Source organism: Nocardia sp. NPDC058518, assembly GCF_042719655.1.
Lineage (GTDB): Bacteria > Actinomycetota > Actinomycetes > Mycobacteriales > Mycobacteriaceae > Nocardia.
On sequence record NZ_JBHXNJ010000004.1, the window covers coordinates 316,109 to 329,230 of the forward strand.

The 13,122-nt window shown below is 68.3% G+C and carries 13 protein-coding genes and 1 tRNA gene; 4 read left to right on the forward strand and 10 right to left on the reverse strand.

What is annotated here, in order from left to right:
• Positions 1 to 190 precede the first annotated feature (190 nt).
• Positions 191 to 952 (forward strand): lysophospholipid acyltransferase family protein, encoded by a 762-nt coding sequence (locus tag ACFWPX_RS10485; protein ID WP_378920125.1) that lies wholly within the window; start codon positions 191 to 193, stop codon positions 950 to 952.
• A gap of 7 nt (positions 953 to 959) precedes the next feature.
• Here the strand turns inward: ACFWPX_RS10485 and ACFWPX_RS10490 are convergent, their stop codons facing one another.
• Positions 960 to 1,751: a helix-turn-helix domain-containing protein gene (locus ACFWPX_RS10490; protein ID WP_378927157.1), complete on the reverse strand. Its 792-nt coding sequence runs from the start codon at positions 1,749 to 1,751 to the stop codon at positions 960 to 962.
• Positions 1,752 to 1,836: 85 nt separating this feature from the next.
• On the opposite strand from ACFWPX_RS10490, the gene ACFWPX_RS10495 reads away from it, so the two are divergent.
• The gene (locus ACFWPX_RS10495) at positions 1,837 to 2,685 is read left to right on the forward strand and encodes an NAD(P)H-binding protein (protein WP_378927158.1); all 849 of its coding nucleotides are present in this window, start codon (positions 1,837 to 1,839) and stop codon (positions 2,683 to 2,685) included.
• Between the two features lie 52 nt (positions 2,686 to 2,737).
• On the opposite strand, the gene ACFWPX_RS10500 is transcribed toward ACFWPX_RS10495, so the two are convergent.
• A complete protein-coding gene (locus ACFWPX_RS10500; RefSeq protein ID WP_378927159.1) occupies positions 2,738 to 3,160 on the reverse strand; it encodes a hypothetical protein in 423 nt (140 codons plus the stop codon).
• A 227-nt stretch (positions 3,161 to 3,387) separates the two neighbouring features.
• On the opposite strand from ACFWPX_RS10500, the gene ACFWPX_RS10505 reads away from it, so the two are divergent.
• Positions 3,388 to 3,459, forward strand: a tRNA-Gly gene (locus ACFWPX_RS10505).
• A gap of 48 nt (positions 3,460 to 3,507) precedes the next feature.
• Here ACFWPX_RS10505 and ACFWPX_RS10510 read toward each other — a convergent pair.
• Together ACFWPX_RS10510 and ACFWPX_RS10515 are read right to left on the reverse strand one after the other, a co-directional pair.
• A complete protein-coding gene (locus ACFWPX_RS10510) occupies positions 3,508 to 4,938 on the reverse strand; it encodes a lipase maturation factor family protein (protein WP_378927160.1) in 1,431 nt (476 codons plus the stop codon).
• A 62-nt stretch (positions 4,939 to 5,000) separates the two neighbouring features.
• Positions 5,001 to 5,657 carry a histone deacetylase gene (locus ACFWPX_RS10515; protein ID WP_378927161.1) on the reverse strand — a complete coding sequence of 219 codons (657 nt, stop codon included), beginning with the start codon at positions 5,655 to 5,657 and terminating at the stop codon, positions 5,001 to 5,003.
• A gap of 103 nt (positions 5,658 to 5,760) precedes the next feature.
• Between ACFWPX_RS10515 and ACFWPX_RS10520 the strand changes: the two genes are divergently transcribed.
• Positions 5,761 to 6,408 carry a DUF6636 domain-containing protein gene (locus ACFWPX_RS10520; protein ID WP_378927162.1) on the forward strand — a complete coding sequence of 216 codons (648 nt, stop codon included), beginning with the start codon at positions 5,761 to 5,763 and terminating at the stop codon, positions 6,406 to 6,408.
• Positions 6,409 to 6,466: 58 nt separating this feature from the next.
• Here the strand turns inward: ACFWPX_RS10520 and ACFWPX_RS10525 are convergent, their stop codons facing one another.
• The 6 genes from ACFWPX_RS10525 to ACFWPX_RS10550 form a co-directional block, all read right to left on the reverse strand.
• Complete coding sequence (locus tag ACFWPX_RS10525; protein ID WP_378927163.1) at positions 6,467 to 8,722, reverse strand: heavy metal translocating P-type ATPase; 2,256 nt, start codon at positions 8,720 to 8,722, stop codon at positions 6,467 to 6,469.
• A gap of 86 nt (positions 8,723 to 8,808) precedes the next feature.
• Positions 8,809 to 9,747: a hypothetical protein gene (locus ACFWPX_RS10530; protein ID WP_378927164.1), complete on the reverse strand. Its 939-nt coding sequence runs from the start codon at positions 9,745 to 9,747 to the stop codon at positions 8,809 to 8,811.
• 20 nt (positions 9,748 to 9,767) lie between these two features.
• On the reverse strand, positions 9,768 to 9,971 hold the full coding sequence (locus tag ACFWPX_RS10535) for a heavy-metal-associated domain-containing protein (RefSeq protein ID WP_378920002.1): 204 nt from the start codon (positions 9,969 to 9,971) through the stop codon (positions 9,768 to 9,770).
• Between the two features lie 54 nt (positions 9,972 to 10,025).
• Positions 10,026 to 11,441, reverse strand: coding sequence for an MFS transporter (locus tag ACFWPX_RS10540; RefSeq protein ID WP_378927165.1), 1,416 nt, complete (start codon positions 11,439 to 11,441; stop codon positions 10,026 to 10,028).
• Positions 11,442 to 11,601: 160 nt separating this feature from the next.
• Complete coding sequence (locus ACFWPX_RS10545) at positions 11,602 to 12,339, reverse strand: sterol desaturase family protein (protein WP_378927166.1); 738 nt, start codon at positions 12,337 to 12,339, stop codon at positions 11,602 to 11,604.
• 17 nt (positions 12,340 to 12,356) lie between these two features.
• Positions 12,357 to 13,094, reverse strand: a complete 738-nt coding sequence (locus ACFWPX_RS10550; RefSeq protein ID WP_378927167.1) for a FadR/GntR family transcriptional regulator — start codon at positions 13,092 to 13,094, stop codon at positions 12,357 to 12,359.
• Between the last annotated feature and the right edge of the window lie 28 nt (positions 13,095 to 13,122).

Sequence of the window (13,122 nt, forward strand, 5' to 3'; positions counted from 1 at the left end):
CTCAATTCCTAGGTCGTGGCACCCGCGTGCGATGCGGGCGGTGACTGTCGGGGCGAGCGGACTCGCCGGGTGTAGACCGGTGTGCGCGAAGCGGATTGGCTGCGCGGGTGAACGCCGCGATTCTACGGTGACCGCGCCCACCGAACGCACCCCTGCCGATGGGGAGATCTACGACTACGCTTGCGTACTTGTGGAACCCCTCTACTTCTCGATCATCGGCGTGGCCCGAACCCTGTTCTTCCTCGAAGGTCTGAAGTTCACCGTCAAGGGCGCGGAGAACATCCCCGCCACCGGCGGTGCTGTGCTGGCGGTAAACCACACCGGCTACATGGACTTCACCTACGCGGGTCTGCCCGTTCGCACCCCCCGTCGCTACATCAGGTTCATGGCCAAGCAGGAGGTGTTCGACAACAGCATCTCCGGCCCGATCATGCGCACCCTCAAGCACATCCCGGTCGACCGCACCGCGGGCGCCGACTCCTACCAGTCGGCGGTGCAGTACCTGCGCGACGGCGAGCTCGTCGGCGTCTACCCCGAGGCCACGATCAGCCGCAGTTTCGAGATCAAGGAATTCAAGTCCGGCGCGGCCCGCATGGCGCTGGAAGCCGGCGTCCCGATCATCCCGATCACCATCTGGGGCGCTCAGCGGGTCTGGACCAAGGGCTTCCCCAAGCGCCTCGGCCGCACCAACACCCCCATCTCCATCGCCGTCGGCACCCCCATCCAGCCCTACGAGCCCGCCGCCGACCTCACCGCACAGCTCCGCTCCACCATGCAGGAAATGCTGGCCGACCTCCAGGAATCCTACGAACACGAGCCCGGCGCCTACTGGGTCCCGAAACGACTCGGTGGCGGTGCCCCGTCCCTCGAAGAGGCGACCGCCCTCGACGACGCCGAAGCCGCCGAACGGATCGCCCGCAAGGCCGAGAAGACGCAGGACACCGAGGGCTGACTCCGACTCAGCGTGGCAGCCGGCAGCTGGTCGGCGCCGGGAGCTTGCCGCGCAGGTAGGCGGCGGGTGGGACACCCATGAGGGTGCGGAAGTCGGCGGTGAGGTGGGATTGGTCGTAGTAGCCGGTGTTCGCGGCCAGGTGTGACCATGGGCTGTTGCCCGCGTAAGCGAGGACGCGGCGCAGGCGTTGGATGCGGGCGAAATGCTTGGGGGACAGGCCGATTCCCGCAGTGAACAGGTTGCGTAGCTGGCGTTCGCTGACGGCGAGGCGAGCGGTGAGCTCGGGCAGTGCGGGGGCGTTGTCGGCGGTGAGCGCCGAGATCGCTTCGCGCAGCACGATCCGGTGCGCGCGATCGGTGTCGGTCTCGGAAAGGCGCTGCGGCAGTTCGTCGTCCAGGTAGCCGATCGCCTGTTCGGCGGGGAGACGGGTGAGCTCGGGTGCGAAAGTTCCCAGTGGGCCGGGCAATTCGTCGAGGCGGACCACGCGGTCGGTGAGTTCGCCCGCGGTGACACCGAGGAGTTGGCGTGTCACACCGGGCTCCAGCCGCAGGCGCACGCATCCGGCGGGCTCGTCGGGCCGCGAATAGGACGCCTTGGTCTGCGCGCCGACGACGAATGCCATACTCCTGCCCGATTGTTCGGTGCGCAGCACCACCGTGGTCGTCGCCATGGGTGGGTGCGCGAACGGCTGAGCGAGATCGTCGAACACCGGCGTGCTGGTGAGCTCGGTGAGCCATGGGCGCAACGATTCCGGCGTCGTCATGGGGGTCTCGAGCTGCGCCGAGGTGAGGTACCGCACCGGATCAACAGTAGGCGCCGCGGGCCGCGATGTCCGTGCCGATTTCTCCTATATTCGCAGGCAGCGCGCAGACCATGCTCTTGGCATGATCCTGATCACCGGTGCGACAGGCACCATCGGAAGCGACATCGTTCGACAGCTGGTAGCCGAGGGCGTCGCTGTCCGCGCGGCCACCCGCGACCCGCGGCAGGCCGGGTTTGCGGCCGGGGTGGAGGTGGTCCGGGTGGACTACCGTGACCCGGCCACCTTCGGGCCCGCGATGGCGGGGATCGAGGCCGCGTTCCTCGTCGGCATCCCCGGCCCGGACGACACCGGCACCGACGCCGCGTTGGTCGCTGCCGCGCGGGAAGCCGGGGTGCGACGCGTGGTGAAGCTGTCCGCCGTCGGTACCGGCGACCCACGTCTCGGCGTGCCGGGTTCCTGGCATGTGCCGGGGGAACAGGCCGTGCGCGACTCCGGCCTGGAGTGGACGATCTTGCGCCCCAACACTTTCGCCTCGAATACATTCAGCTGGATCGAACCGCTCAGCATCGGCCATCCCGTTCCGAACCTCACCGGCGACGGCAGACAGGCCGTGGTCGACCCACGCGATGTCTCGGCGGTCGCCGTGGCGGCACTGCGCTCGAACGACCACCACGGCCGCACCTACACCCTCACCGGCCCCGACTTGCAGACCGGCCGCGACCAGGCCGCCGTCCTCGCCGAGATCATCGACCGCCCGATCGCCGTCACCGACATCGCCGAAGCCGACGCCCGCACCTTCATGGTCGCCGCGGGCCTGCCGCCAGCCTTCGTCGACGGCTCACTGACCGGCCAAGCCTTCATCCGCGGCGGCCACAACGAACTGATCACCCACGACATCGAACGCGTCCTCGGCCGCCCACCCCGCAGCTACGCCACCTGGGCCGCCGACCACCGCGCCGCCTTCGCCTGAAGTCGGCGTCTGTCCAGCCCCGACGGGTCCGGCGCACCGGACCCGTCCGGGCTCAGTTCATGGTCAGAACCCACGACCCGTTGCAACCCATGCGGGTATTCATGTTGCCGTCGTAGACCCAGTTGAACCTGATCGGCGGGTTCGTCCGCACGTTCCAATTCCCGGACGGCGAGGTCACCACCTTGCCGTTGCGCGTCAGCACACCGACCTGATCGTGCCTGAACTGCCACTTTCCACCGCTGGTCGGGTAGTTCAACCGCACCGTCACCCGCTTGCCCGTGTGGTTCTGCACCACCAGGCACGACCTCGGTTCGGCCCGGTTGACCGCGTACTCCCCGAACCCGTCGTCCTCCACGTTCTCCCCGCTGTCGGTGAACTCCACCGGATCGGTGAAGTCGGCATGCGCGGGCCCGGCCCCCAGAACGGTCACCGCCGTCACCGCAATGCCCGCCGCGATCATCCCCAGAGTCTTCACGTAGTTCCTCCCGTAATCCCCGCGGCTGCTACCGCCTGTGAAAAACTCTCTCCCGCAACCACTTACACAACCTTGTCGTGCGCTTAACGGCGCTCGCCGATTCCGTGTCTCACCGCGGTCGCGGTCCATCGGTGAGCCCGGATTTCGTAGTTCGGGAGTTTCGCGCTAGAGTTCCTACTCGCACGACGAAGTCACCGGCGCCTCGCCGGATCGGCCTCGGAAGGCACGCGGATGTGGCGCAGTGGTAGCGCATCACCTTGCCAAGGTGAGGGTCGCGAGTTCGAATCTCGTCATCCGCTCAACGAAAAGCTCGGCCGACACTATGTCGCGCCGGGCTTTTCTCGTTGTCAGCGACGTTTGACCTGTTCGCGCGTCAGCGGCGGCAGGAATTCGCCGACAAGGGTGCGGCGCCACCATATTCGCTCGTGGAACAGCTCGTGGGGCGTACTGAATCGGTATTCGTACAGGCGGGCGCGCAGGTAGTGCGGCGGTGTGTCGGGAAACGGGCAGTGCCGCAGCAGGCGCAGCGTGTCGGGGTCGTTGCGGAGCAGGCGCGCGAACAGCGGCAACGCCCACCCCCGCGCGTAGGAAGGCGACAGCGCCGCGAACCACATCAGCCAGTCCAGCCGCAGGTGGTAGGGCGCCCACTGGCGTGGGCGGTACCGGGGGTCGCCCGGTTTGCCCTTGAACTCGTATTCGCGCCACCTCGTGTCGCCGGTGACGTGGGTGTCGTCGGTGCCCTCGATCACGATCTCCTGCCGGACCCGGGTGATACTGCCGAAAGCGCCGTAGGTGTTGACCAGGTGCAGCGGGTCGAACGAGGCATTCATCGCCTGACGTGACGAGAGCAGGTTGGTGAGCGGCCCGAAGCTCAGCACGGTGACCAGCGCGATGTAGGCGAGCACCGCCCCGATGAACCACACCGGTGGCGCGGACACCGGCGGTGCGGCGGGCAGCACCGCGTAGGTCCTGGTGTCGATCGCGGTGGTGGCGAGCAATAGCGTCACCCAGTTCAACCAGGCGAAATTCCCGGAGATCACCAGCCACAGCTGGGTGGCGATGATGATGGCCGCGGCCACGCTCGCGACCGGCTGCGGCGCGAACAGGCCGAACGGAACGACGAGCTGAGCGAAATGGTTGGCGGCGACCTCCACCCGATGCAGTGGCCGGGGCAGATGGTGGAAGAACCAGCTCAGCGGGCCGGGCATCGGCTGGGTCTCGTGGTGGTAGTACAGGCAGGTCAGGTCACGCCAGCACCGATCGCCGCGCATCTTGATCAGCCCGGCCCCGAACTCCACCCGGAACAGCAGCCAGCGCGCGGCGAACAGCACCAGCAGCGGCGGCGCGACGGTGTCGTTGCCGAGGAAGATCGCCAGGAATCCCGCCTCGAGCAGCAGCGATTCCCAGCCGAAGGAGTACCACGTCTGTCCGACATTGACGATCGACAGATACAACACCCACAGCACCAACCACAGCAGCATCGACGCCCACAGCGGCACCAGATCCGCGGCCCCCAGCGCGATGGCCACCGCCAGCACCGCCCCCGACCAGGCCAGGACGGCGTAGAACCGATCGGAGTAGTGCAGGTGGAACAGGCTCGGTGACCGGCGGAACGGGGTCCGGGCCAGGTAGCGCGGCACGGGCAGCATCCCCCGCTCGCCGAGCAGCGCGCGGAATTGCAGCGCGGCGGTGAGGAACGCGAGCGCGTAGACCACCGCCAGGCCACGCTGGAAGATCAGCCTGCCCTGCCAGTACTCCGGTGCCGTGAACCACTCCATGCCTGTGCTCCCGGTGGTCGACGCCCCGCAAGGAAGGGGTACCCGCGATCGTCCGGCGAAATCTAGGGTGGCTCGAGTCCGGTGCCACCGAGCAGCGCGCCACGCAGGTCGGCCTCGTTCCAGTGCCCGGCGATCCCGGGCCGCACACGCAGGTACTCGACGACGCGATCTGGATCCCAGCCGTGTGATTCGCGCAGCCCGGCGCCGATCATCGTCAGGTATCGCGCTGAGGGGCGTTGCAGGGCAACGGTTTCCGGATCCCATGGTGAGGTGAAGGTGAAGACGGGAATCCCGTCGTGTTTACCCGCGTGCACCACCGTCTCGTACCGCCCGGGCCCGAGCCGCACCGAACCGTCGGCGAGGACCGGCGCCGGATCGAAGTCGGTCGCCGGTACTCGATACATCTCCTGAGCCATCAGATCACCGAACTGACCGACGGTCAGCAGATACCCCCGCGCTGCCGCACCGATCGGCCAGCCCGCCGCCGGACGCGCGGCATAGAACCCGACCCCACCCGTCCAGACAGGGCTCTGCCAGGCGAAATACAGGCTCCCCGGCAGGGTGAGCGCGGCGACGGCGGCCGGTGCGGCCGGGTCACGGAACCCCGGATAGGTGTGGTCGGTTCCGGGCGGGGTGCCGCCCTCGCGGTAGTAGGCGAACCGTCGCGCGTGCATGTTGGAGCCGTACGCGGCGTACCAGACGTACTGAGCTGTGGTCACGGGCTCACCTCGGGTGGGTCACGGTTCATGAGCGCGGGAAACGATATCGCTCGTGCTCGCGATTGTGATTCGACGGTCGGGTGGATACGGAGGGGACGAACTCATGAGATCAGCGATCATGGTGGCCGCGCTGGTGGCGCTCGCGGGAGGACTCGCGGCGTGTGACAGCTCCGAAAGCCCGGCCTCGAGCGGACCGAAGGGCTCGACCCAAGCGGGCGGGACATCAGTACGTCAGAGCGGCGCACCGGGCGACGAACCGACGGTCGTGCCCGGCCTCGACACTACGGACCCGACGCCCGCTCCCGGCCCCGGCCCCAGCCCGACCGGTCTGCCGTCTCGCGACGACGCCACCGTCGACGCCCGCGACTATCAGCAGCGCGACAGCTTCTACTTCCAGTCACCCACCGGCAACATCATGTGCGGAATCGTCAGCGCGACCACACTCGGCGTCGGTTGCCAGCTGGGCCACGCGAATGTCATCCCGCCCCAGCTGCCCGACTGCACCGACGCCCCCGATCGCAAGGTCGCCGTGCACGTCTACGGCGGAAAAGCTGAGTTCCTGTGCACCAGCCAGGGCATCTTCGTCGGCGAACCGGTCGACGGCACGCGCAAGGGTGGGGGCAAGATCCTGAACTACGGCGACACCATCATCGCCCTCGGCGCCGCCTGCACCTCCACTCCCCAGGGCATGCGCTGTGATGCGGGCGGACACGGCTTCCTGATCTCCGCCGACAGTCAGACCATCTTCTGAGAACGACGAGAAAGGCGGGGCGGCCAGATATCCGGCCACCCCGCCTCTCTCGTGGGAACTACTGCGCCGTCGACTTGAACCGGCGCAGCCGCAGGCTGTTGCTCACCACGAAGACCGAGCTGAACGCCATGGCGGCGCCGGCGAGCATCGGGTTGAGCAGGCCTGCCATGGCCAGCGGGATGGCGGCCACGTTGTAGGCGAAGGCCCAGAACAGGTTGCCCTTGATCGTGGCCAGGGTGCGCCGCGACAGGCGGATCGCGTCGGCGGCGGCGCGGAGGTCGCCGCGGACGAGGGTGAGGTCGCTGGCCTCGATGGCGACGTCGGTGCCGGTACCCATGGACAGGCCGAGGTCGGCCTGGGCCAGGGCCGCCGCGTCGTTCACGCCGTCACCGACCATGGCGACCACCCTGCCCTCGGCCTGCAGCCGCTTGACGGTGTCGACCTTGTCCTGCGGCAGCACCTCGGCGATAACGTTGTCGATGCCGACTTCGTCGCCGATGGTGCGGGCCGCGCGGGCATTGTCACCGGTGAGCAGGATCGGGGTCAGCCCGAGCTCGCGGAACTGGGCGATGGCCTGCGCCGAGGTGGGTTTCACCGCGTCGGCGACCACGAGCACGCCGCGCGCCTTGCCGTCCCAGCCGATGGCCACCGCGGTCTTACCCGCCGATTCCGCTTCCGCCATCGCGGTTTCCAGCTTCTCGTCGAGCGGCTGTGACCAGTCGGCCAGCAGTCGCGCCCGGCCGACGATCACCGCGTGCCCGTCGACCACACCCTGCACGCCGAGGCCCTCGACATTCGCGAAACCCTCCACCGGCAGCAGCGTGCCGGACTTGTCCCGCGCACCCTTGGCGATCGCCTGCGCGATCGGGTGCTCCGACGAATCCTCCAGCGCACCAGCCAGTTCCAGCACCTGAGTGTCCAGTTCACCCTCGGCGGGGATCACCTCGAGCAGGGTCATCTTGCCGGTGGTGACGGTGCCGGTCTTGTCCAGCACGATGGTGTCGACCTTGCGGGTCGACTCCAGCACCTCGGGGCCCTTGATCAGGATGCCGAGCTGCGCGCCGCGTCCGGTACCTACCATCAGCGCGGTCGGCGTGGCGAGGCCGAGGGCGCAGGGGCAGGCGATGATCAGCACCGCCACGCCCGCGGTGAAGGCCGCGGCGATGGAACCGCCTGTGCCGAGCCAGAATCCGAGCGTGGCGACGGCGAGCGCGATGACGATCGGGACGAAGATGCCGGAAATCTTGTCGGCCAGCCGCTGCGCCTGCGCCTTGCCGGTCTGCGCGTCTTCGACCAGCTGTGCCATCTGGGCGAGCTGGGTGTCGGCGCCGATCCTGGTGGCGCGCACCACGAGCCGGCCGCCGACGTTCACGGTGGCACCGGTGACCGCGTCGTCGACGCCGACCTCCACCGGCACCGACTCACCGGTCAGCATGGACGCGTCGACCGCCGACGTGCCCTCGGTGATCACACCGTCGGTGGCGATCTTCTCGCCCGGCCGCACGATGAACTCGTCACCGACGACCAACTGCTCCACCGGAATCCGGGTCTCGACTCCGTCGCGGACCACCGCGACTTCCTTGGCGCCCAGCTCGAGCAGCGCCCGCAAGGCCGCGCCTGCCCGCCGCTTCGACCGTGCCTCGAAATACCGCCCGGCCAGGATGAACGTGGTCACGCCCGCCGCGGCTTCGAGGTAGATGCTGCCCGTGCCGTCCATCCGCGCGATGGTGAATTCGAACGGGTGCTTCATCCCCGGCGTGCCCGCCGTGCCCCAGAACAGCGCGAACAGCGACCACCCGAACGCGGCGAGGGTGCCCATCGACACCAGCGTGTCCATGGTGGCCGTGCCGTGCTTCAGGTTCGTCCACGCCGCCTTGTGGAACGGCAGCGCCCCCCAGATCACAACCGGTGCCGCCAGCGTCAGCGAGAGCCACTGCCAGTTGGTGAACTGCAGAGCCGGGATCATCGCCATCGCGATCACCGGAACGGTGAGCACCAGCGAGACCAGCAGACGGGTGCGCAGCGAGGCCGTGGGGTCGGCCTCGGCGGGGGCATCCTCGGCGGGCTCGGCCTGCTTCGGCGCGGGCAGTGCCGCGGTGTAGCCGGCCTGCTCGACGGTGGCGATCAGTTCCTCGGGGGAGACGTCACCGGTGAAGTCGACGCGCGCCTTCTCGGTGGCGTAGTTGACCGTGGCGGTGACCCCGTCGAGCTTGTTGAGCTTCTTCTCGATCCGGTTCGCGCAGGATGCGCAGGTCATGCCACCGATCACCAGTTCTACCTGGCCGGTGCCCGGTGGGTGTGTCACGGTGGTCATGGGGTGCTCCTTCGTTCCTGATAGCAATTCTTGCTGAGAGATCGCGGGTGGGACAGGCCGGTCCGGGGACAGTGTCCCGGCGCTGGTCAGTGGCCGTGGCCGGGTGTGCCGTGGTCGGCGGGTGCGCTGGTCGGGGCGGGGTTGCTCGCACCGGTGGCGTTCGGCGTGGCGACCCGCACCGTGAACTCGGCCGTGCGCACCACGCCCTGGTGCTGGAAGTCGAGGAACAGGCGATAGTCACCCGCGCTCGGTGCGTTCACCACGAAATCGATGCCGGGCCCGGCGGGGGTTACCCCGTCGCCGGGCGTGCCCTCGGGGTGAACGTGCAGGTAGGCCAGGTCGGCGGCCCGGAGTGCGACCAGGTGACCGTAGGCGCCGAGGTAGGGCTGGAGGTCGGTGACCGGGGTGCCGTTGCGGCTGACCGAGAGCGTCACCTTCGACGCCGTACCCGGGGTGACCGTGCCGTTCAGCGCGACCGTGTACTCGCCGACCTGCGCGGTGGCGGCCGGGGCGGGCAGGGCCTGCACGTCGTAGTTGCCCGCCACGCGCAGATCAGCGCCGAGGGTCAGGTTCGACCCGCCCGCCGGGGTGAAGTCGGCGAAGACCCGGTAGTCACCGGCCCGGCTCAGATTCAGCGGGACGGTCCAGGTACCGGCCGGATCGAGCACCGGATGCACGTGCTGGAACCCCGCCATATCGCGCCGGACCACGATCAGGTGCAGGTCCTTGTCGTGGCTGGCCTGGTATTTCGTGACCGGGGCGCCGGTGGCGTCGAGGATGCGGAAGGCGATCTGCGATTGCGCCGCCGTGGTGGTGTTCGTCTTGTCCAGCGCCAGTGTGTAGCCCTGATCGGTGACCAGGAGGCCGCCGGGCAGATCGGCGGACGGTGCCGCCGCGGTCGAGTGCTCGCCGTGCCCGGCCGGTTCGGAAGGTTCCGGACCGACCAGGGCGCCCGCGGCCAGAGCGATCCCGAAGACCGCCGCGAGGCCGAGGGTGAATCCGGCGAACTTGCCTGTTGCGTTCATCGGGAATGCTCCGATCCGGTTCAGTCTGCGAGTTGGAAGCCGGCCGCGGTGACGGCGTCGGCGAGGGCGGTGCGTTCTGGTGTGGTTCCCGCGATGGCCACCGTGCCCGCGGCCAGGTCGACATCGACGCCGGTGACGCCGGGCAGGGCGCCGACCTTGTCGCGGACCTTGTTGACGCAGCAGCCGCAGGTCATGCCGTTGACGGTGACAGTGGTGGTGCTCATAGAACTCTCCTCGTTTCGCTCTTGAGCATTACCATACCCCCCTAGGGTATTTTGTCAAACAGTCGCGCCTGCCTTGTCCGAGGCGGGGGTGCGCATGGTCACCGCGGTGATGCCAGCGCCCGCCAGTGCCAGTACGCCCGCACCGAGGAAGGCCGCGGAGTAGCCGTCGGTCAGCGCCGAGGCGTCGCCGAGCTCGCTCGTGCCGAAGGCGGCGGCCACCGCCGTCATGGCGGCCAGGCCGAGCGCGGAACCCACCTGGTAGCTGACGTTGACGATGCCCGAGGCCAGCCCACCCTCCTCGGGACGCGCCGCCGAGATGGCGGTGCCGAGCGAGGGGATGAAGGCCAGCGACATACCCCCCGCCGCTATCAGCGAGGCGGGCAGCACGTCGACCCAGAAATTGCCGGTCGGCCGCACCAGCGACATGACCGCGAGGCCGAGGCCGAGCACGATCAGGCCGGTGACGATCATCGGCTTCGCGCCGAAACGCTGCATCGCCTTCGGTGCCAGCACCACCATGCCGAGCATGATCAGCGTGGTCATCGGCAGCAGCGCGGCACCCGACGGGAAGGCGCTGTAGCCGAGCACCTGCTGCAGGTACAGGTTGAGGAAGAACCACATCGGCACCCACGCGGCGGCCAGCGCGAACTGGGCGAAGTTGGCGGCGGCCAGGTTCGGTGCGCGGAAGATGCTCAGCCGCATCAGCGGTTCACCGCGCCGGGACTGGATGGTGACGAAGCCGGCCAAGAGCGCGGCTGCCAGTGCCAGCACACCCCAGGTCTCACCCGAAGCCCAACCGACCTCCGGTGCCTGCACGATCGCGTACACTGCGGCTGCCAAACCGGCTGTCACAGTGACAGATCCGGCGATATCGATGGATCCCTTACGCGCCGGGGCGGCGGGCATCAGCAGCGGAACGGCGATCAGCGCGAGCACGGCGATCGGAATATTGATGTAGAAAACCCAAGGCCAGCTGATGTATTCGGTGATCACACCACCGAGAAACACGCCTGCTGTACCACCGGCCGGTGCGGCCGCGCCATAGACGGCGAGCGCCTTGGTGAGCTCCTGTGGCGAGCCGCCGAACAGCATCATCAGCAACGTGAGCGCGGACGGTGCGATCAGGGCCGCACCACCACCTTGGATCGCCCGACCTGCCAGCTCGACACCGACATTGCCTGCGGCCCCGGCGATTACGGAGCCGATGCCGAGCACCACCCAGCCCGCGGCGAATACCCGGCGAGCGCCGAGCAGGTCGGAGAGTCTGCCGCCGAGCAGCAGCAGACCGCCGAAGGCGACCACGTAGGCGTTGAACACCCACGTCAGATTGCCCGGCGTGAACCCGAGTTCGGCCTGCATCTTGGGCAGTGCGATCCCGATGATCGAGGTGTCCATGATGACCATGAACTGCGCGGCGGCGATCACCGCCAGTGCCCACCACTTCCGGGTGGATTGCGATTGCGTAGTCACGACTTTCGTCCTTTCGAGCGGAGTGCATCTCGTGCTCGGTACCATACCCCCCTAGGGTATAAATCTGTCAAGCCTTCGGCGGGAAAGGGTTTTCGTCGGTGGACAAGCGAAAGCCCGGCTCGCGTGACGATGCGAGCCGGGCTGGTGGGGGTGTTCGGATCTAGTCGGCGTGGAGGTTTCGCGCGGTGGGGGATGTCGGTGTGGTGGCCGGGTCCGGGGCGGTGCCGAGTAGTCGGTCGGCGGTGCCGGAGGTGGTCACGGTGAACCAGTAGTGCTCGTTCTTGTAGTGGTGGTGGCGGTGATTGCGCCAAATTGCCCGGTACGGAGCATGTTTCGGTTTGTAGTCGGTGTGGATGAGGTAATGCGTCCACTCGTAGAGCATGCCCAGCGTGCCGATGGTCAGCAGGAAGGTGAGGCCAAGGCCCGTGCGGGGGAAGGCGAGCAGGGCGATCGCGACCAGGGCGAGGATCGTGAGCAACAGCGACTTCGGTGGGATGAAGATCAGCGGGATGTCGCGCGGGTCGACGTGATGCTCGCGGTGTTTGCGGGCCAGCTCACTGTCGAGGGTCAGCGGGCCGAGATGCCGTGGGCGCCAATGCAGCACAGTGACGTGGATGATCCACTCGACGACCGGGAACGCGGCCAGAATCACCACGGGGACAAGGGCGTCGGTGAGCTGCCAGTCGCCGACGGCGAGGCGGGTGGTCGCCGCGACCACGAAGACCGCCGCGATCATCCAGGGTGACGGATGCCGGAGGAATTCGCGGGCCGCCTCGCTCAGAGGCAGGCTGCGCCGGATCGCACGAGGCGAGCCACGGTCGGGAGTACGGCGGGTTTCGGTCGCACGGGTTTCGTCGGCGGTGTCGTGCGACGTCGTTGTCGGACGGTGATCGGTCATGTCATTCCTCGGGTGAATCACGCCCCGTCGAGGGCATGGATCAGGGCGGTGGTCGCCGGCTCGAGCAGTGCTCGAGCGGTGTCGGCGGCCCGTTCCGGCTCGCCCGCGGCGATCGCGGCGGCCAGGTCTCGATAGGCGTCGGCATTGCCCACCTCGGCGGACATGATCGGCGCCAGCGCGGCCAAGGCGGGTTCGTAGGCGGCGCGCAGCATGGAATACATCAGCCGGAAGGCGATCGAATCGGCGAGATCGAGGATGTGGTCCCAGAATTCGAGCGCGATCCGTTGCTGGGTGAGTGGGTCCGATTCGGCGACAAGGGCATCAACGGATTCGCCCAACAGGGCCAATTCGCCGTCCACCCGCGGATCGGCCGCACCGCGCGAGCGCACCCGCCCCGCGGCGAGCTCGGCGATCTTCGGCCCGTTGTGCAGCCGCGCCTCGAGAATGCTGCGAGCGACCGCGGGGTCGATGGAATCGCCCCGAAGCAACAGCCGCGGAAGCACCTCCAGCCCCGCACTCCGCCGATAGTCGAGAACGGTCGTCGCCTCACCTTGCCGAACCGCAACCAGCCCCGCCGCGGCCAACCGCTGCAAAGCCTCCCGCACCGCGGGCCGCGAAACCCCCAACGCCTCGGCCAACTGCCGCTCACTCGGCAACGTGCTCCCCGCCACCAACTCCCCACCCAGCACCTCGGCGGCGATCTGCTCGAACACATCACCGGAAACCGAGCGCTTCACCACGGGAGTCCATGCCATACCTCCGATGATGCGCCCTAAGCGGTAA